Annotated in this window: 15 protein-coding genes; 10 read left to right on the top strand and 5 right to left on the bottom strand. The window is 68.6% G+C overall.

The window, feature by feature from the left end; genetic code table 11:
- Positions 1–263 precede the first annotated feature (263 nt).
- Positions 264–485: a hypothetical protein gene (locus J2X36_RS11780; protein ID WP_310349865.1), complete on the bottom strand. Its 222-nt coding sequence runs from the start codon at positions 483–485 to the stop codon at positions 264–266.
- Between the two features lie 154 nt (positions 486–639).
- On the opposite strand from J2X36_RS11780, the gene J2X36_RS11775 reads away from it, so the two are divergent.
- Positions 640–1,344, top strand: coding sequence for a sigma-70 family RNA polymerase sigma factor (locus tag J2X36_RS11775; RefSeq protein ID WP_310349863.1), 705 nt, complete (start codon positions 640–642; stop codon positions 1,342–1,344).
- A 27-nt stretch (positions 1,345–1,371) separates the two neighbouring features.
- On the opposite strand, the gene J2X36_RS11770 is transcribed toward J2X36_RS11775, so the two are convergent.
- Positions 1,372–1,686 carry a helix-turn-helix domain-containing protein gene (locus J2X36_RS11770; protein ID WP_132256110.1) on the bottom strand — a complete coding sequence of 105 codons (315 nt, stop codon included), beginning with the start codon at positions 1,684–1,686 and terminating at the stop codon, positions 1,372–1,374.
- A 345-nt stretch (positions 1,687–2,031) separates the two neighbouring features.
- Here J2X36_RS11770 and J2X36_RS11765 point away from each other — a divergent pair, with 345 nt between their 5' ends.
- The 3 genes from J2X36_RS11765 (at position 2,032) to J2X36_RS11755 (ending at position 8,202) form a co-directional block, all read left to right on the top strand.
- Entirely contained in the window at positions 2,032–3,777 is a 1,746-nt protein-coding gene (locus tag J2X36_RS11765) for a type I secretion system permease/ATPase (RefSeq protein WP_310349861.1), read from the top strand.
- Positions 3,778–3,781: 4 nt separating this feature from the next.
- Entirely contained in the window at positions 3,782–5,176 is a 1,395-nt protein-coding gene (locus J2X36_RS11760; RefSeq protein WP_405029773.1) for an HlyD family type I secretion periplasmic adaptor subunit, read from the top strand.
- A gap of 89 nt (positions 5,177–5,265) precedes the next feature.
- On the top strand, positions 5,266–8,202 hold the full coding sequence (locus J2X36_RS11755) for a hypothetical protein (RefSeq protein ID WP_310349860.1): 2,937 nt from the start codon (positions 5,266–5,268) through the stop codon (positions 8,200–8,202).
- 35 nt (positions 8,203–8,237) lie between these two features.
- Here the strand turns inward: J2X36_RS11755 and J2X36_RS11750 are convergent, their stop codons facing one another.
- On the bottom strand, positions 8,238–8,972 hold the full coding sequence (locus tag J2X36_RS11750) for a sigma-70 family RNA polymerase sigma factor (protein ID WP_310349859.1): 735 nt from the start codon (positions 8,970–8,972) through the stop codon (positions 8,238–8,240).
- A 246-nt stretch (positions 8,973–9,218) separates the two neighbouring features.
- Between J2X36_RS11750 and J2X36_RS11745 the strand changes: the two genes are divergently transcribed.
- Both J2X36_RS11745 and J2X36_RS11740 read left to right on the top strand, forming a co-directional pair.
- Positions 9,219–10,601, top strand: coding sequence for a pentapeptide repeat-containing protein (locus tag J2X36_RS11745; protein ID WP_310349857.1), 1,383 nt, complete (start codon positions 9,219–9,221; stop codon positions 10,599–10,601).
- A 242-nt stretch (positions 10,602–10,843) separates the two neighbouring features.
- Positions 10,844–12,784 carry a PAS domain S-box protein gene (locus J2X36_RS11740; protein WP_310349855.1) on the top strand — a complete coding sequence of 647 codons (1,941 nt, stop codon included), beginning with the start codon at positions 10,844–10,846 and terminating at the stop codon, positions 12,782–12,784.
- An 84-nt stretch (positions 12,785–12,868) separates the two neighbouring features.
- Here J2X36_RS11740 and J2X36_RS11735 read toward each other — a convergent pair whose 3' ends face one another.
- On the bottom strand, positions 12,869–13,402 hold the full coding sequence (locus tag J2X36_RS11735) for a ferritin-like domain-containing protein (protein WP_310349853.1): 534 nt from the start codon (positions 13,400–13,402) through the stop codon (positions 12,869–12,871).
- A gap of 341 nt (positions 13,403–13,743) precedes the next feature.
- On the opposite strand from J2X36_RS11735, the gene J2X36_RS11730 reads away from it, so the two are divergent.
- Complete coding sequence (locus tag J2X36_RS11730) at positions 13,744–14,025, top strand: hypothetical protein (RefSeq protein WP_132256889.1); 282 nt, start codon at positions 13,744–13,746, stop codon at positions 14,023–14,025.
- A gap of 627 nt (positions 14,026–14,652) precedes the next feature.
- Here the strand turns inward: J2X36_RS11730 and J2X36_RS11725 are convergent.
- A complete protein-coding gene (locus J2X36_RS11725) occupies positions 14,653–15,759 on the bottom strand; it encodes a hypothetical protein (protein ID WP_310349850.1) in 1,107 nt (368 codons plus the stop codon).
- A 796-nt stretch (positions 15,760–16,555) separates the two neighbouring features.
- Between J2X36_RS11725 and J2X36_RS11720 the strand changes: the two genes are divergently transcribed.
- From J2X36_RS11720 to J2X36_RS11710, 3 genes are all read left to right on the top strand, one after another.
- Positions 16,556–16,846: a hypothetical protein gene (locus J2X36_RS11720; protein WP_310349849.1), complete on the top strand. Its 291-nt coding sequence runs from the start codon at positions 16,556–16,558 to the stop codon at positions 16,844–16,846.
- Positions 16,847–16,942: 96 nt separating this feature from the next.
- Positions 16,943–17,185, top strand: coding sequence for a DUF6522 family protein (locus J2X36_RS11715; protein ID WP_310349847.1), 243 nt, complete (start codon positions 16,943–16,945; stop codon positions 17,183–17,185).
- Between the two features lie 162 nt (positions 17,186–17,347).
- Positions 17,348–17,572, top strand: a complete 225-nt coding sequence (locus J2X36_RS11710) for a hypothetical protein (RefSeq protein ID WP_132256641.1) — start codon at positions 17,348–17,350, stop codon at positions 17,570–17,572.
- Positions 17,573–18,350 lie beyond the last annotated feature (778 nt).

Below are 18,350 nucleotides of genomic sequence, written 5' to 3'. Positions count from 1 at the left end.
CCCTTGCACGGGGAACGCGTGAGCGCGCGGCGGGTTCGGCGCCGGGGGCGTACCCGCGGACCGGGTGCGGTCCGGGAAGCGGGACCTCTCGATCCGCGGCACTCTCCAGCGCTACCCGTTCGACCGGCTTTTCCGGCACGGCGCCCGGACATCGGTCTTCCCGTTCGGCGGTGGCAATGTCCGGCAAGCCGGCACCACGGGAGCCTCGGTCCCGCCAATCAGACGCGGGCCGCCCGCTTCCGGGCGATCCCCGGTGACACCCCCTACCGGGACGGCGGCCTGCAGGCAGCGACCCCGCCCTCCCAGCGGACGAGGGGGGCGCCGCAGGCGACCATCGCGGCGCGAAGATCCTCGATGCAGCGCTCCGCCTCGGCGAGCGTCCGGAACCCGCCGCGCCGGTACAGGGCTCCGGACGACGAGAGGGCCGCGACGGCGAATAGCCCGTCCGAGTCGTCGACGATGCGGTAGGTCACGGGTCTCGGCATTCTCTCGACCGGCTGGGCTGCGGACGAGGGGCGCAACGCGAGCATCCCAGGGAACGATCCCTCCCCCTTGGCGAGTTAGATGTTCACTGTACAGTCAGGATGCCGGGCCTATTCCAAGGCCGGACGCCCTGCGAAAGGACACAGGTTGACGGACATGCTGATCGCCGGCGGGCTCGGTCTGGATCACCCGGAAGTGGCGGAGGCGCCTGCGCCGCCCCTCCTGCCCGCGGCCGTCCTGGATCATCTCGGCGCCCAGTTGCAGGCGGCCTACGGCGCGCTGGCCAGCGCCCGGCCGCCGCAGCACCTGCTCGACCTGATCGCGAAGCTCGACGGCGTGCTGGCCACCCGGAGCGGACATGCCGAGGCCGTTCGCGAGGGGCTGATCGAGGCGCTTCCCGGATTGCGGACCTTCGCGCTGTCGCTCGTCGCGGATGCCACGCGCGCCGACGACCTCGTGCAGGAGACCGTGCTGAGGGCGTGGGCGGCGCAGGACCGCTTCGTGCCGGGCACGAACCTGAAGGCTTGGCTGTGCACCATCCTGCGCAACCAGTTCTACACGGAATGCCGCAAGCGCAAGCGTGAGGTGGAGGACGCGGACGGCGCCATGGCCGCCCAGCTGACCGCACCCGCCGCGCAGGAGCACGGATCGGACCTGCGCACGATCTGGGGCCAGATCGCCAAGCTGCCCCCGCCCCAGCGCGAGGCCCTGCTGCTCGTGGGCGCGCAGGGCCTGACCTACGAGGCGGCGGCCGAGGTGATGGGCTGCCAGACCGGGACCGTGAAGAGCCGGGTCAGCCGCGCCCGCTCCTTCCTGGCCGCCTCGCTCGGCACGTCGCTGCTGGAGAGCCAGGCGGGCTGACCCCCGCGGGCCCCGCCCGCGCAGGTTTCAGCCGGCAGGGGCCGCCTCCCGGCCGAACAGGATCTCGTGGGTCAGCGGGTCGTAGAAGCGCATCAGGGTCTGGACGAAGTGCCGCGGCTCGACGCCGAGCGCGTCCGCCCAGGCGCGGTAGCGGTCGGGCGGGATGCGGCCGCGGCCCGTCTCGAGCTGAGAGATGAAGGTGTAGTATTCGGCACCGACCAGCGTCGCGAGCTGCCGCTGAGAGAGGCCGCGCGCCTCCCGCAAGTCCTTCAGGAACCGTCCGCCTTCCCGGCGCAATTCCTGGACTTCCTCGGAATCCAGGCGCTGATGATGAGCATACACGGTGAAGACGTCCCCTCGCTCGGTCCCGGCGCGCCGTCCCGCTCTGTACAGTAATATCTATATAGGCTCCTCCCCCGATCGCTGTCCAGATCAGGTCTGGTGCAGGGCATCCCGGACACGACTGCGCTTGGAATCGTTCTACCCTGCCCTATGATCCAAGGTCGACGGCCGAAACCGGACAGATCGTCGAGCGCGGGCGGTCTGTGCGGAGACCTCTCGGCGACCCGGCGGATCTGCAGGGAGCGAGCGATGGACACCCGACCCGTTTTCCGACATCCCGAACCTTGAGGTGCAACGCGCCGGGCCTTGGACGATCCTCACCCACACGCCTGATCGGTCGCCGCCATGGGCAGTCATAACACCCCATCCGTGCTGAGCCACGGCCTCCGGTCGATGCGGCCGATGCTGGCGACGGCGTTCATCTTCAGCTTCTTCATCAACATTCTTCTGTTCGTCAGCCCTCTGTACATGCTGCAGATCTACGACAGGGTCCTGTCGAGCCGGAACGAGACGACCCTGTTCGGCATCACGCTGATCGCCGCCTTCGCCCTCGCCGTCTACGCGGCGCTGGAATTGCTGCGCGCGCGCATCCTGGTCCGCGGCGGGATGATCTTCGACCGGAAGATCGCGGGGCCGGTCTTCGACGCGGTCCATCGCGGCACCCTGCGCAGGCCCGGCGCCGGCCACGAGACGGCCCTTCGCGACGTCGACACCCTGCGGGAATTCCTCACGGGCAGCGGCCTCCTGGCCTTCTGCGACGTGCCGTGGACGCCGATCTTCCTCATCGCCTGCTTCATCCTGCATCCCTGGTTCGGATGGATGGCGCTGATCGGAGGGGGCGTGATCCTCGGGCTGACGCTCGTGAACGAGATCGCGACCCGGCGGGCGCTCGAGGCGGCGAACCACGCCTCCGGCGCGGCCGGGCAGCAGGCGCGGGCCACGTTCCGGAACGGCGAGGTCCTGCACGCGATGGGGATGCTCGCCTCGCTGCGCGAGCTCTGGCGGGTCCGCCACGACGAGGTTCTGCTGCTCCAGGCGCTCGCGAGCGACCGGGCCGGCATCGTCGTCGCGGCGACGCGCTTCGTGCGCATGTTCCTGCAGACGATGGTCCTCGGGGTCGGCGCCTACCTCGCCATCCACCGGGAGATCTCGGCCGGGTCGATGATCGCCGCCTCGATCATCATCGGGCGGGCGCTGGCGCCGATCGAGCTCGTCGTCGCCAACTGGAAGGGCTTCACGGCCGCCCGCGCCGGCTACCGCCGCCTGACGGAGCTCGTCTCCGTCGCCGGCCCGGAGCCGCACCGCGTGGTCCTGCCGCGGCCGGAGGGGCGGATCCAGGCCGAGTCGGTGTCCGTCGCGGCACCCGGCTCCGGCGTGCCGATCCTGCGCGACGTCAGCTTCGCGATCGAGCCCGGCCGCGTGGTCGGGGTGATCGGCCCGAGCGCCGCGGGCAAGTCGACCCTGGTCCGGGCGCTCACGGGCGTCTGGCCGCTCCTTTCGGGCGCCGTGCGGATCGACGGGTCGGAACTCGGCCACTGGGATCCGCAGGCGCTCGGGCGCCATATCGGCTACCTGCCGCAGGACGTGGAGCTGTTCGACGGGACGGTGGCGCAGAACATCGCCCGCTTCTCCGCCGAGGACGAGGACGAGGACGCGATCATCGCGGTGGCGCGGAAGGCGGGCTGCCACGCGCTGATCCAGGGCCTGCCGGACGGCTACAACACGCGGATCGGACCCGGAGGGCACGGCCTGTCCGGAGGCCAGCGCCAGCGGATCGCCCTCGCCCGGGCGCTCTATGGGCGCCCGAGCCTCGTCGTGCTCGACGAGCCGAATGCGAGCCTCGATCAGGCGGGCGAGGCGGCGCTGATGGAGGCGGTGGCCGCGCTGCGTGAGGAGGGCACGACGGTGATCATCGTCACCCACAAGCTCAGCATCCTGACCGGCGCCGACGAGGTGCTGGTGATGAGCGGGGGCGCGGTGCAGGCCTTCGGCGCGGCGGAGCAGGTGCTCCCGCAGATCGTCGGCCCGCGGCAGGTCCCATCCCTCGTGCCGGTGGCAGGCACCGACACCCCCCGGGCAGCGGCGGGCTGACGCCATGGCGAACGGGTCGGCGCCTGCGACTGCCGTCGGATTGCCCGCTCTCCGCCCGTCGCTGCGAGCGGGCGAACCGGAGGGCGCGACGGCCGAGGCGGCAGGGCTCGACGGCCTGTCGAGCTGGCGGCGCTACGCCGTCGCGGGCTACGCGCTGATCTTCGCCACCTTCGGGGTGCTCGGCACCTGGGCGGCCGTCACCCGCCTCGACCGGGCCGTGATCAGCCCGGGCGTGATCATCGCCGAGGGCAGCCGCAAGGTCGTCCAGCATTTCGAGGGCGGCATGGTCCAGGACGTGCTGGTGAAGGACGGCCAGAGCGTGCGCGAGGGCGACGTCCTCCTGCGCATCGACCCGCTCCAGTCCCGTGCCAGCGCGGACCTGTTCCGGAGCCAGCTCGACGCCGCCCTGATCCTCGAAGCGCGGCTGCGGGCCGAGCAGGGCGAGGCCCGCGAGCTCGAGGTGCCGCCGGACCTCGCCGCCCGCCGGGCCGAGGCCCCGATCGCGCGGCTGATCCGCGACCAGGCGGAGCAGCTCGCGGAGCGGCGCCGCTCGCTCCGCTCGCAGCTCGACCTGATCGAGGCCCGCGTGACGCAGCTGAAGACCGAGATGGCGGGCCTCGCGGTCGAGAAGACCTCCGTGCAGGAGCAGGTGGGCTTCATCAATCAGGAGCTCGAGGGCCTGCGCGCCCTGCGCGACAAGAACCTCATCCCGCTCTCGCGGCTGCTCGTCATGGAGCGCGAGCGCACGCGCCTCGAAGGCGTGATCGGGCGCTCGGTGGCCGAGACCGCCAAGGCGCAGAACGCCATCGGCGAGGCCGGGATGCAGATCACGCAGTTGCGGCAGAAGCAGCAGGAATCCGTGACGGCCCAGCTCCTCGAGACCCGCCAGAAGATCGCGGAACTGCGCGAGAAGCTCCTCGTCGCCCAGGATGTCCTGCGGCGGCACGAGGTCCGCGCCTCGCATGGCGGCGTCGTCCAGGGCCTGAAGGTCTACACGATCGGACAGGTGATCCGCTCGGGCGAGCCCTTGATGGAGATCGTGCCGGTCACGGACCGGCTCGTGATCAGCGTCCAGTTCTCGCCCAACGACCTGGAGACGATCCATCCCGGCATGCGGGCCGAGGTCAAGTTCCCCACCTTCCAGACGCGCCGGACGCCGGCGATGTTCGGCACGCTCAAGACCGTCTCGCGCGACCGCCTGATCGACGACGCCACCCGCCAGCCCTACTTCTCCGGCATCGTGGAACTCGACGAGCAGCAGGTCCCGGACGAAGTCCGCCGGCGCCTGCTGGCCGGCCTCCCGGCGGAGGTGGTCGTCTCGGCCGGCGAGCGCACGGCGTTCGACTACATGGTCGCCCCCTTCTTCGACGCGATGGGACGCGCCTTCCATGAGCGCTAGACTCGGCTCGGAACGACAGGCGCCGGCGCGGACCGGGAGGCGCGGCCCCGCCGCCGCGCGGCCGCCCGGCTCCTGGGAGTGAGGTCGACATGGCTGCGGTAATCTCCTTCTTCCGGCCTGCCTCGACGACCCAGGGCGCGTGGTCCCAGCAGGAACTCGCCGAGTTCTACCGGGTCGAGGCCGCCCTGATCCGGGCCGGGATGCGGATCACCAGCGAGCAGGGCTTGAGCGACGAGGCCGATCCCTGGTTCGTCTTCTGCCGCCCCGACGGCGACGCCATCATGCATTTCGCCCGGATCGACGGCAGCTACGTGGTGGCGTCCGAGGTCCTGGACCATCCGATGCGCGGGACCGACTTCCGCGCCCTCCTCGACGAGATCGCGGTCCGGAACCCGGCGCTCCTGCCGATGCCGCATGCGGGCGCCGGCACCAAGCTCGTGGTCCATCCGGCGGCCCTGCTGGCGGCCCTCGTCGCGGCGGCGGCGCTGATCCTCTCCTCCGAGGACGCCGCCGCGAGCGAGCTCGAAACCCTCGGCCCGGACGGGTTCGCGCCCGCCCTTCCGCCGGGCACCGCCACATCGGCAGCCTCACCGGCGGACGTTCAGCCGGCGAAACCGGGCGGTCCCGGCGACACCCACCGGGGAGACGATCACCGCCGGCAGATCGAAGCGATCGTGTTCTCCGCGATGATCTTCGCCGCGCAGGCGGCGGCCGCCGACGAGATCGACCGCAGGGCCGATCCGGATCTGCTCGCGACCGATCCGGCCGGCGGCGCGAGCCAGGCTGCCGCCCCGGCCGAGGCACCTCCGGCCGGCTCGCCAGCCGGGTCCGGCCGCGGGGAGCCGGGAACGATCCGCCACGGGTCGGCCCTCGACACCGAGATCTCGGGCCAACGGGGAGACGTTGCCGCCGCGGGACCCGAGCGGCCGGGCGGGGCCCCGCAGAGCCGGGCCGAACCCGTCGTGGAGACTCCCGAACTCCCGAAGCTCGCGGCGGCGCACAGATCCGTGCCCGGCGCATCCGAAGAGGCGGGGACGCCGCGTTCCGCGGAGGGGAGCCTGCTCCTCGGCGCGGGCCGGCCGGCGGCCGCCGATCCCCGCTCCGAGGGTGGGAGCCGCGACCCCGGCGACGGGGACGGGCACGGGGCTGCGAAGGCGGGCGGCGCATCCGCCGTCTCGTCCGAGGATACCGGTTCTTCCGGCCCGCCGCAGGGCTCGGCACAATCCACCTCCCAGACCACGACGCAGACCGCGTCCCAGGCCTCCGCCCAGGGCGGTTCGGGCCAGAGCCCCTGGCTCGTCTCGGCGCTTCGCGGCGAGGACGGACGCTCGGACTCGTCCTCATCGCGCGGCAAGGCCATCGGGGACACCGGCCAGGACGCGAAGGCCGAGAAGGACAAGGGTCAGAAGGACAAGGGTCAGGCGGACGATCAGAAGGGCGGCTCGGAGCGGTCCGCCGGAGAGCGCGCGGAATCCGAAACGCCCGGCCCGTCCAAACCGGCTGAGGCCGAGACCGGCGCGGCAGCCGCAGGGAGAAAAGCGGCGGATACGAGCCATCCCGGCGCGAGTGCCGCCGCCCCCGGCCAGAACAAGGGCAAGGGCGACGGGTCCGGCGCGGAGACGAACACCGACACGCAGGCGGCACCGTCGAACGCGGGCGGCCAGGGCGCGAAGGCCGACGCCCCGGCTGCCGCGACCGCGGCGGCCGAGGCGGCGCCGCCGAGCCCTGCCCCCGGCAGTAAGGCGGCACCCGGCCAGGCCAAGCACACGGACGAGGCCGCCGCCGCACCCGAGACGGCCAAGGCCACGGGCTCGGAGAAGCACGCCACAGGGGGCCAGGGCTCCAAGGCCGAGACGCTTTCGAGCGCGGAGACGGACGGGGCGAGCGTCGCCAACCCGGCCGCGAATCCCACTGCTCCCGGTCAGGCGAAGCATCTCGACAAGGCTGCCGCCGAGCCCGAGGCGGCCAAGGTCACGGGATCGGAGAAGCACGCCGCGGAAGGCCAGGGCTCCAAGGCCGAGGTCCTGACGGTCGCGGAGACGGACGGGGCGAGTGCGGCCCACCCGGCCGCGAACCCCGCGGCGCCCGGCCAGACGAAGCACGCGGACAAGGCGGCCGGTGATCCCGAGGCGGCCAAGGCCACAGGCTCGGAGAAGCACGCTGCGGCCGAGCAGGGCTCCAAGGCCGAGACGCTTTCGAGCGCGGAGGCGAACGGGGCGAGCGCAGCCCACCCGGGCGCGGATCCCGCGGCACCCGGCCAGGCGAAGCACGCGGACAAGGCGGCCGGTGATCCCGAGGCGGCCAAGGCCACGGGCTCGGAGAAGCACGTTACGGAGGCCCACGGCTCCAAGGCCGAGGCTGCGCCGGACGCGCCGGACGGGACGGCCACGGACATCAAGGCCGCCGGCCCCGGCAAGGCTGCGGATGCCGCCGGTTCGGAGAAGGGCCTCGGCCCGGACAAGCATGCCGCTGATAGCCACGCGAAGGCAGAGGCGCCGCAGGCGGAACCCGAGGCGAGCGATGCAAACCGTCCGGCCGTCGACACCGCGGCTCCAGAACAACCGGGCAAGCATCCGGAAAAGGCCGTCGCCTCGTCCGAGCCGCCCCAGGCCAGCAGCCCGGACAAGCACGCCGTCGACGGCCACGACCCGAAGGCGGAAGCGGCTTCGTCCGGGCAGAAGGGGAGCGCGGCGCCGAACGCTGCCCCCGCGGGCGATGCCGGATCGAGCGCGGAACAGGGCCAGGCGGCCGCCCCTGCGCATCCGGCAGCCTCGGGTCAGCCCGCCCTGTCACCGGTTGCTGCAACGCCCGACAAACCGGCGCACGCGCCGAAGGTGGATGCGCGGCCGGGCAGTCCCGCTGCAACAATCGACGCGGACGGCAACCTCGTCTTCGCGCCCGTCAAAGGCTCACAGAACCATCCGGCCCCAGGCCACGCGCCGCAGGAGGTGGATCCGCACGCGGATGTGGGCCTCGTGGGCCTGTCGCAGCCGCACGCGCCCCTTCACCATCCCGAGCTTCACTGAACAGGCCGGCCGGGGCAGGAAGGGCCCGCGGCCGTTCAGGCCGGCAGGCTGCCGAGCTTCGGCCCGCCCTGCCCCATCGCTCCGGCCAGAACCTCGCGGGCGCGGCTGACGCGGCTCTTCACGGTTCCGACCTGGCATCCGATCACCGACGAGGCCTCCTCGTAGGTCATGCCCTGCGCGGCCACGAGGATGAGCGCTTCCTGCTGCGGCAGCGGAAGCCGACGGATCCGGGCCCAGAGTTCCTGCAGAGCGACCCGGTCGACCTGATCGGAGGGCGCGACGAGGCGTCCGGCCGCCGCGCCATCGACGTCCTCGACCTCGCGCTTCGAGCGTCGGCGCTCCGTGTAGAACTGGTTCCGGAGGATCGTGAAGGCCCAAGCCTTGAAGTTGCTGCCCGGACGATAGCGGTGCTGGTTCTGCCAGGCCCTGAGCAGCGTCTCCTGGACGAGATCGTCGGCCTGGCTGGCATCGCGGACGATCGACCGGGCGAAGACGCGCAGATCCGGCAGCAGCGCCAGCAACTCGTCGCGGAAACCGATCGAATCGGCCGGATCAAGCCCGTCCAGGGAAGCCCCGAGCTGCTCGATGAGCGTCAGGAACTGCGTCGGCATCGCCCGCTCGGGGCTCGCCGCGTACAGGGCTCGGAGTTGAAGCCCCAGATGATCGCGCAGGAAGGCCGGGAGCTCGACGCGCGACCCGGCGGTGGGCGCGTTCGACCGCCCGTGACGGCTCTCGCCGGGACGCGTCGGAGCGTGTGAGTGGAACGCCATCGCGTGCTTCGTGTCCCTCGCTCGGCGGCCATACAGTGAATTCATAATAGGCCGTCACTGTATGCCAATCAAGAACCGCCGCTCCGCGCGGGGCATGCGGTGCTCAGGCGTGGCGCGACCGCCTTCCGATCCGGGACGCTCGAATGTGTGGTAGGCCCCAGCGATCGGGGCCGGGACCGCATCCGACCCGGGCGGCTCGCTCACAGGATGGCCCGCGTGCAGGAATCCGGAACAGGAGAGCCGATCTTGGGAGACGATCAGGGCAGCCGAGCGCCCGATGCGCCGGAGGCGCGGGTCCTCGCGGCTCTCGAGCAGATCGCGGATCACCACGCGGGGCGCTCCCTCGGCACGGAGGCGCCGCTCGATCTCCGGGGCCTTCGCCTGGGGCGGACCGCGCTGCAACCGCAGCTTACTTCCGGGAACCGGCCCCTCTGGTGGGACGCGCAACAGGTCGGGCTGAACCTCGCCGGCGCACGGTTGCAGAACGCCACCGTCGAGGAGGCCGACCTCTCCGGCGCCAATCTCGCGCGGGCGAGCCTCACCGGCGTGCTGGGCCGGTCGGCCAGCTTCGACGAGGCTCTGATCGAAGAGGCGGATTTCGGCAATGCCGACCTGAGCGGGGCCTGCTTCACGGCCGTCGCCGGCGGCCAAGCCAACTTCGCCCAGTCGATGCTGGAGGACGCAAACTTTTCGAACGCGGCGATGCGCTTCGCCAAGCTCCCGGGCGCGCTTCTCGACGGAGCGAATTTTTCCGGCGCGGATCTCTGGGGCGCCACCTTCGTCGGGGCGGACGCGGATTACACGACCTTCCGGGGCGCACGCCTCGACGAGGTGGATCTGAGCGACACCAATCTGACCTTCGCGAATTTCGAGGAGGCCAGCCTGGCCAAGGCGCGATTGGCCGGCTCGCGCCTGCGCGGCGCGAACTTCACGGGGGCGAAGCTCGACGGAGCGGATTTGTCCGGTGCCGATCTCTCGGATACGAGCCTCGTCCGCCTGAACCTCTCCACCTGCAAGCTTCGTCATGCCCGGTTCGCGGGGGCTTGGATCAACGGGACCCGGTTCCGGATCGAGCAGCTCGGAGGGGCGGTCGGCGAGGAGATCGCGGGAGAATACGAGGCGGCGCAGGCGAGCTACCTCGCCGTCGAACAGAACCTGAAGAGCATCGGAAGCCACGACGAGGCGAGCTGGGCCTACAAGCGCGGGCGCCGCATGGGGCGCCATCAGGCCGGCCGGAACGCCCTGGCCGCATGGCGGGACCGAGACCCGAGGTCCCTGGCCCGACACGGCTACCGGTGGGCCGCCGACCGCTTCGTCGAGTGGCTGTGCGACTACGGAGAGAGCCTCTCCCGGATCGTGCGCGCCTTCGCCCTGCTGATCCTGGTGTTCGGAGCGTTCTACGGCGTCACGGGCGGCCTCATCCCGGAGGGCAGCGAGGGGCACCCAACCCGCAACCTCGTCGATCTCGTCAGCTACAGCGCTCTCAACATGATGACGGCGAACCCTCCCGAGATCGGCATCAAGCCCGTCGGCCGCGTGACGAACCTGCTCGTCGGCACGCAAGGAGCCGTGGGCATCATCCTGATGGGCCTGTTCGGCTTCGTGCTCGGGAACCGGTTGAGGCGGTAGCGCCCACGCCGCCGAGCCGTCGCGATCCCTTCCGCCTCGGCGGGAGGGGCTCCGACCTGTTTTAGCGGGCACGCGCTCCCATTCCAGGGTAGCAACCGGCTCTATGCAGCTGTAAGTTGTGTCCAAGACGATACAATAACTTGTGCGCGTTTGATTGAACGAATGCCTGCCCGATCAACCCACCGCTCCGCTCCACCCGCGCGCATCCCGGCCGGCCCCGCAATCCGAGGCGGGACCGCCTGATGGCCACCGAGCAGGCGCCGGAGGCGGGCGCGACGCGCGAGGATCGGTACCGGCTGCTGGTCGACAGCATTCTCGACTACGCCATCTACATGCTGGACCCGCAGGGGCGAGTCGCGAGCTGGAACCGGGGCGCTCAGCGCTTCAAGGGCTACACCGCCGAAGAGATCATCGGCCAGCACTTCTCCCGGTTCTACACCGAGGAGGATCGCGCCACGGATCTGCCCGGCCGCGCGCTGAAGATCGCTGAGACCGAGGGCCGTTTCGAGCAGGAGGGCTGGCGCGTCCGCAAGGACGGCTCGCTGATGTGGGCGCACGTGCTGATCGACCCGATCCGCAGCGAGGACGGCACGCTCGTCGGGTACGCCAAGGTCACGCGCGACATGAGCGAACGCAAAGCCGCTCAGGATGCGCTCAATCAGAGCGAGCAGCGCTTCCGCCTGCTCGTTCAAGGCGTCCAGGACTACGCCATCTACATGCTGGACCCGGGCGGGCGGGTCGCGAGCTGGAACCGGGGTGCCCAGCGCTTCAAGGGCTACACCGACGAGGAGATCATCGGCCAGCACTTCTCCCGGTTCTACACCGAGGAGGATCAGGCCACGGGCCTGCCCGCGCACGCCCTGCAGGTCGCCGCGCGCGAGGGACGCTTCGAGGCCGAGGGCTGGCGGGTGCGCAAGGACGGCGCCCGCTTCTGGGCCAGCGTGGTCATCGACCCGATCCGGGGCGAGCACGGCGAGCTCGTCGGCTTCGCCAAGATCACGCGGGACATCACGGAGCGGCTGGCGGCTCAGAAGGCCCTCGACGACACCCGCGCCCGGTTCATCCAGTCCCAGAAGCTCGAAGCCATCGGGCAGCTGACCGGCGGCGTGGCGCACGATTTCAACAACCTGCTCGCCGTGGTGCTTGGAAACCTGCACCTGGCCCGCAAGCGGCTGCCCCCGGACGGGAAGCTCCTGCAGCTGATCGAGAACTCGATCCAGGCGGCGGAGCGCGGGGCGACGCTGACCAAGCGCATGCTGGCCTTCGCGCGGCGGCAGGATCTGGTCGCCGGGCCCGTGGACGTGCCGGGTCTCGTGCGCGGCATGGCCGAGCTGCTGCAGCGCTCGATCGGCTCGAACATCCCGGTCAGCACGCAGTTTCCGCTGCACCTCCCGCCGGCTCACGCCGACGCGAACCAGCTGGAGCTCGCGCTCCTCAACCTGACCGTGAACGCCCGCGATGCCATGCCCGACGGCGGATCGATCACGATCGCGGCCCGCGCGGTTCTGGTCGGGGCCGACGACATCGCCGCCCTGGCACCGGGGCGCTACGTCTGCCTGTCCGTCTCCGACACCGGCGAGGGCATGGACGAAGAGACCCTCACCCGGGCGGCCGAGCCGTTCTTCACCACCAAGGGCGTCGGCAAGGGCACCGGCCTCGGCCTCTCGATGGTGCACGGCTTCGCCGAGCAGCTGGGTGGGCGCCTGATCCTCACGAGCACGAAGGGCCAGGGCACGGTCGCGGAATTGTGGCTGCCCGAGGCCGGGGCCGGCGGCCTGAGGGATGTCGTGCCGGAGGCGGATCCTTCGCTGAAGCCGCTGCAGCCGCTGACGATGCTCGTCGTCGACGACGACCCGCTGGTCCTGATGAACACCTCGGCCATGCTGGAAGATCTCGGCCACGCGGTGGTGGAGGCCGCCTCGGGCCCGCAGGCCCTGCGCGTCCTGGCCCGCTCGCGGAGCGTCGATCTCGTGATCACGGACCAGATGATGCCCGGCATGACCGGTGCGCAGCTGATCGAGGCCATCCGGGCCGAGCATCCCGCCCTGCCCGTGATCCTGGCGAGCGGCTATTCCGAATTGCCGGAGGACGGTCTTGCCGGGCACGTGCGCCTGAGCAAACCGTTCGGGCAGGCCGACCTCGCCCGGGCGCTCTCGATGAGCCTGCGTCCCGAGCGCGGCTGACCGCCTGCGCGCCACCGCGCCCGCCGAGGCGGGGGCCCCCATGTCCGACGCCCCGCCTCGGCCGCTCCTCGGCCGCTGCAGTCCTCAGGCGGTCCTGCGGCCGCCCTTGCTCGTGGCGGCGGTCTCCTCGAAGCCCTCGACGTTGATCCGCTCGGCGATCTGCGAGAGCAGCTGGTCGGTCTTCTTCTCCTCCTGCAGGGTCTCGTCGAGAAGCTTGGCGGCCTCCTCGTAGCCGAGCTGGGCCGCCCAGGTCTTGAGCGTGCCGTAGCGGGCGATCTCGTAATGCTCGACGGCCTGCGCACAGCCCGCCAGGACGGCGTCCGCCGCCGGCCCCTCGCCGAAATCCTCCAGATCCTCCTCCATCTCCGCCGTCAGGCCCTGCATGGCCTCGCAGGTCTTGGCCCGCGCCGCCTTGCCGATGATCTCGAACACCTGCTGAAGCCGCTCCACTTGATGGGCGCTCTCCTCGGCATGGGTCTCGAAGGCTTGGCGCAACTCCTCGTGCTCGGCCGCCTTGGCCGACTTCTTCAACGCGCGAACGGACTGTTTCTCAGCGTAATAAACGTCCTTCAGCGTCTCGTAGAAGGCGTCCTGCAAGTTTTTCTGTTTTCCGGCCATGTAAGTCCTGCCTCGTTCATCTTGTGCGATCGGCTGCCGGCAGCCTCACCGCAGCCAGCGCTCCGGTAAGAACGCGCCACATGGGGAGCGGGTCCGTCGTTTTTTCTGTAGAAATCTTTTGTGGATGTCGGTGAATGCCGGACCGAGTGCGGAACTTTGCGCCGCCTGCGCGTCCCGCGGATCGATGTGCCGAGGGCGGGCTTGCCCCTCCGCACCCGCACGCCGGGCATGCGGTCGATCGAGAGGGGCCGAATTCCGGGTTCCCGCCACGCACCCGGCTCCTTGAGAGGAACGGTCCCGCCGCGGTGACGGTTCTTCCTGCCATCAACAGGAGCAAGCGCATGCACAATGTCGGACGGGCGGCCCTCTTCGCAGGGATGACGTTGATCAGCGTCGGGGCCGCGGAGGCGAAGGGCTGCATCAAGGGTGCGATCATCGGCGGCCTCGCCGGCCATTATCTGGCCGAGCGCGGCGTCGTCGGTGCGGTCGCCGGTTGCATCGGCGGGCGCTACCTGGCCAACCGCCGGGCGCAGCGCGAGATCGACTACGGCTCGCGCGTCCAGCCGCGCGGCACCGGCTACGGCCCAGCCCAGGCCTATCCCCGCCGCAGCTACAGCTACTGAACCGGGGCGGGGCCGACCGCCCGTCCCCCGTCGCGCGGCGAAGTCCCGGCTCGGCCGGGGCTTCGCAGGAGCCGGTACAGCGGGGATGCCCGCCCGTCACTGCGGCCCGGCCAGGGGAAACCCGCTTCCGCACATCCTCCGACGCAGCGACACCGGTGCACACGGGGGCGGCCTTCGGCGCAGAAGGGGCTCGGTCGAGCTCCGGCCCTTGGCAACCGAGCACCTCGGCCAGAGCATAATATTCGGCGTTTTCTGAGAAGAATGGTGGGCGCACTAGGGTTCGAACCTAGGACCCGCTGATTTGCAATGATCTGCTGGGGTCAGAAATTGCCGATGTTCTTCGGGTACTTACGCAGGCCACTTGGCTAGCGCGTGGCGGCTCATGTAACGCATGCTTAACGCGAGTCGGGCTGATACCTCGCCCTCCCATTGTGACTCGACGTTCGACAAGGGTTCGCAAGCGGAAGCTGGGCCGCTGGAAAAGCTGGCCTTCAGCATTGCGCCCATTGCGGCCGTCTAGCAACCATCGGCGGAGTCTCCGAAGCAGACATCCGCCGGCTGGGGGTTATGGAAACGTCGGGCCTCAACCTTAAGGAAGGGCCGCTCGACTGAGCGGCCCTCTTTCATTCAGATGTGAAAGTCGGTGTGATGACTAAACACGTTCCCCCAGAAATCGGCCTGCCCTGCATCGACGTGGTCGGCGCAACCTCCGTAGTGGACACCCGGATCGCCCGCATCGGAGTTCGTCGCGGTGTTCGTCAGGTCGGCCGCGTCGGCGGTGTGGCTCGGAGCGGTGGTGCTGCCGGCCTGGGGCGCGTCGAACACGAAGCTGTCACCATGGCCGTGGCTCCGCGAATGGTGCCAGTGGCTATGATGCGTCGGCGCTCCCGAATTGACCTGCGTCGTGTCCGTGGTGCTGCTCGTATCGGGAGTGTCGGCCGCCGTCACCTTGATCGTATCCGTGGCGTCGGCCGCAACGGTCGGCCCGGCCGCGGTTGTCTTAGGCGTATCAGTCGTGTCGGCAGTATCGGCCGCCGTCACCTTGATCGTGTCCGTTGTGCCAGTCGTAACGGTCGGCCCGGCCGCGGTTGTCTCGGCCGTGTCCGTTGCGCCGCTCGCATCGGTGGCGCCAGCCGTGGTCTTGTTCACGTCCGTCGGGGCGCTCGTATCGGTAATAGCGGCCGCGGTCGTCTTGATCGCGTCCGTGGTGACAGTCGTTCCGGTGGTCGCGGTCCCTCCCGCCGTGGTCACGTCCGTCGTGCTGCTTGTGTTCGTAGCAGTCGGAGAATTAACGCCCTCTCCACCAGATGAATCCGGGCCAAGAACCGATGAGCTGCCATCAAATGGCGTCACATTGACTAGATGACCCGCCTCTGCGTTCACAATAATCTGAGCGGAATCGCGCGTGTTTGCGTTTTCTACCGCCAATATGCTAGAGACATTTGAGTTTGCATTGCCACCAGCCCAAAGGTCAACATGCGGTGCGTCGGTTGTACTTGCGACTGCATCAGCACAATAATCCTCCATTATGAAATATTTCTGCAAATATGGAACATAGATTTTGGTTCCCGGAGCAAAATCACGCGAATCGCTTGCGAATGTGATTGGGTCCTCGAAGGTGCCCGTCCCCCCCGCCTGTTGGTGCAGTTGAGGATATGCAATCCCGGCCCCAGGAGGGTCATTGTCAGGCCAGCCGTACATCGTCACATGCGCGCTGATCGCTTGCTCCGCCATGCAGTAATCCTTTGCAAATAACTAATGTGTGTTGCGAATGCCGTTAACATCGAGGTAAGTGTGGCAGGAATGTGTCGACCGCGGAGACTTTTCGAAAGCGAACTGTGCCTTTAAATGTACTTATTAATACACTGGTGATGCTGGGCCGTATCAACTTGTACGCTCAGGTGTCGTGATTTTGGGCGAGCTCCCTGTGCTCTTGGGTGCAGAATCCCGGTGCATTTGCAGCTGGTCTGCGGCATATATTCCTACAGCCTTTGGACCGGGGCTGGCATTCCAACGGGCGACCTCCTTCCGCTTCTGACGGCCCCGAGGCTCTTGGCGGCGGCGCCTGCGCTCCATGCCTGGAAGCTTTCGAGCAACTTCGTGCAGCAGATCAGCCGTCGGTTCACGTTCCCTCCGAAGCAGGGCCGCTAACCTGGATCTGGAGAGTTCGAAGTATCTGATCGGGGTTGTTGGCGGCGGGTGATCGTACCGACTGTCGAGTTCTGGCGGGTTACAGGCCGGGGTGATCTGGAGACCGACTCGGTTTTCCGTCATGCTGTGGCCAGAGCGGCCTACCTTTCGAGCACGATCAGGCGCTTGCGAGAGCTACATTCATGGAGGCTCGATGATCTGGGCTCCGATGTCGGCAGCATCTCTAACACGCCTCGTGCAACCTCCGGCGCGTCAAACGTATGTGGCCTGACCGACACAGTGATCGACTGCGATGCCTGTGTGTTCCTTGCGGCACAGCTTCCCGCCCCAGCGTTGAACTACGATGAGCATCAATGTTTGAGGCGATGCGGGTGCTAGGATGACGTACCTGACACAGGAACATTTTGCACAATCACTTCAAGCTGCCTGGATCTACGCTCAGGAAGAGCGGGAACGCACAGGCGCCATCATCGAATTGCGGCTCACGACGCTCGGACTGACCGCTTTCAACACCAACGCGATCTGCACGCGGATTGCGACCGTGTCGTGGGGCGAGCTGGCCCGCTCCGAGGATCTTCCCCGGCTTTTCGCAAAGATGATCCGGCAGGTATCGGATCAACAGGACGCGGCTACTTCGCCATTTGCTTCGATGGAAAAGCTGGCAGCCTGATTTCTTTCTCCTACATGGGCTGCATGGCGGTCCAGGAATTCTCGCTATCCGGTCTTCATGACCATCCCTGCTGCTGAGCTGGCCGGAGGCTACGCTATGCGGTTTGATCTCGACCCTCACGGTTCCTGGCTGGTCGATCCGCGCGATCTTGCCGCCCGACTGGGCGTCTCGGTGAGCTACCTCAAACGTCAACTGTCTCTGGGGCTTATTTCCAGCCGCCTCGATCCCGGCTGTGACGAGGATGAGGGCAGATCGCGTATCACGATCCGAGCCTCTTCCGCGGCATGGGAGGGCATCTTCGATAGAGACGGCACCTTGCTGAGCGAGCGTCGAAGCTGATCCTGCTCCATAGCGTCGGCTGAGGCCTGCCTGTGGCTGATTGTCGAGCCGCGGCACATCCTTGAACCGCAGCGCCTGCTTGCCCGTTGGCTTGAGCGCAGCACGCGCGGGGCCGAACCGGGCCGAGCGAACCACAAGGCCTGGCGGCCGAGGAGCACGCCCATGGCCACGGAAGCTGAGAGAGCCGACCTCGCCCAAATCGCACTGGATGCCTTCCTGCACGCGGAAGGCGCCAATCGCCGTTGGGCCGGCGGTATTCCTGCCTGCGATATCGTCGACCTCATGACCGATCTGCTGCTGCTCGCGAAGCAGCGCGGCTACGATCCCTGCACGGTGATCGGCAAGGTCGAGCGGCATCTGAAAGCCGAGAGCGGCGAGATTTGCTGAGGCGCCTTGTGGAGGAGTTGGCAGATGTCAGGATGGGCCCGGAAAGGCATCCTGCCATTCCACACCACAGGGTCTGATGCTGAGGCTTCGCACCCTTGAAGCTTGGGCATGCGCCTCTGGCATGCCAGCGCCAACAAATGTGTGCTGGAGCACTGAGGCGCGGTGTGGGATATGCCACGACGACAGCACGGCGATGGCGTCGCCGCACTGGCCCTTCAGTGGGCGTTTCCTCCCTAGACTGCGGGCCGCTCACATCGGGCGGCCCTTTTTCTGTCTGGGTGGCGGCCTTCTAGCCTCCACGCCATCTCCCAGCAAGCATCATCTTTCATTGCTCGTGGAGAGGTGGCGATTTTGTGCACAGTCGATCTGGTTCGGAGACGATCATGCTGAGGGTGGCGATACCCGCGGCCTCATCTCCACCAAGTCCATTAGGGCTTGCCCAGTGGACCGCTCCAGAGCCGTTCCAATGGAGTGGTTTCGGGCTTTTGGGACGTCATCGAGCCCCGTCTCGGATCCTACTGGAACGATCCAGTCTGACGAGTGAATACTAAGACTGCAGAATAGCTCTCGGTGGGCTGATCGGGCGAGCACCATAATGCAAAAATGTTGGGTCTAGGTCTAAAATTGCTCGTACCTATGCGACAAATGCAAGGCTGGCATTTGGCATCTGGTATGCCATAAGAAGGCGTTCGGTGGCATAAGCACTGCAACGCAAACAAGCGCACCGGACGCCCACCATGATCTCTCTGCTCCTGACCGCCGCCGTCGTTGCTGGTGC

It is taken from the genome of Methylobacterium sp. BE186, assembly GCF_031457035.1.
Taxonomy (GTDB): Bacteria; Pseudomonadota; Alphaproteobacteria; order Rhizobiales; family Beijerinckiaceae; genus Methylobacterium; species Methylobacterium segetis.
The sequence above is the reverse complement of the archived record's forward strand: the minus strand, read 5'-3'. Positions and strand labels throughout refer to the sequence as shown.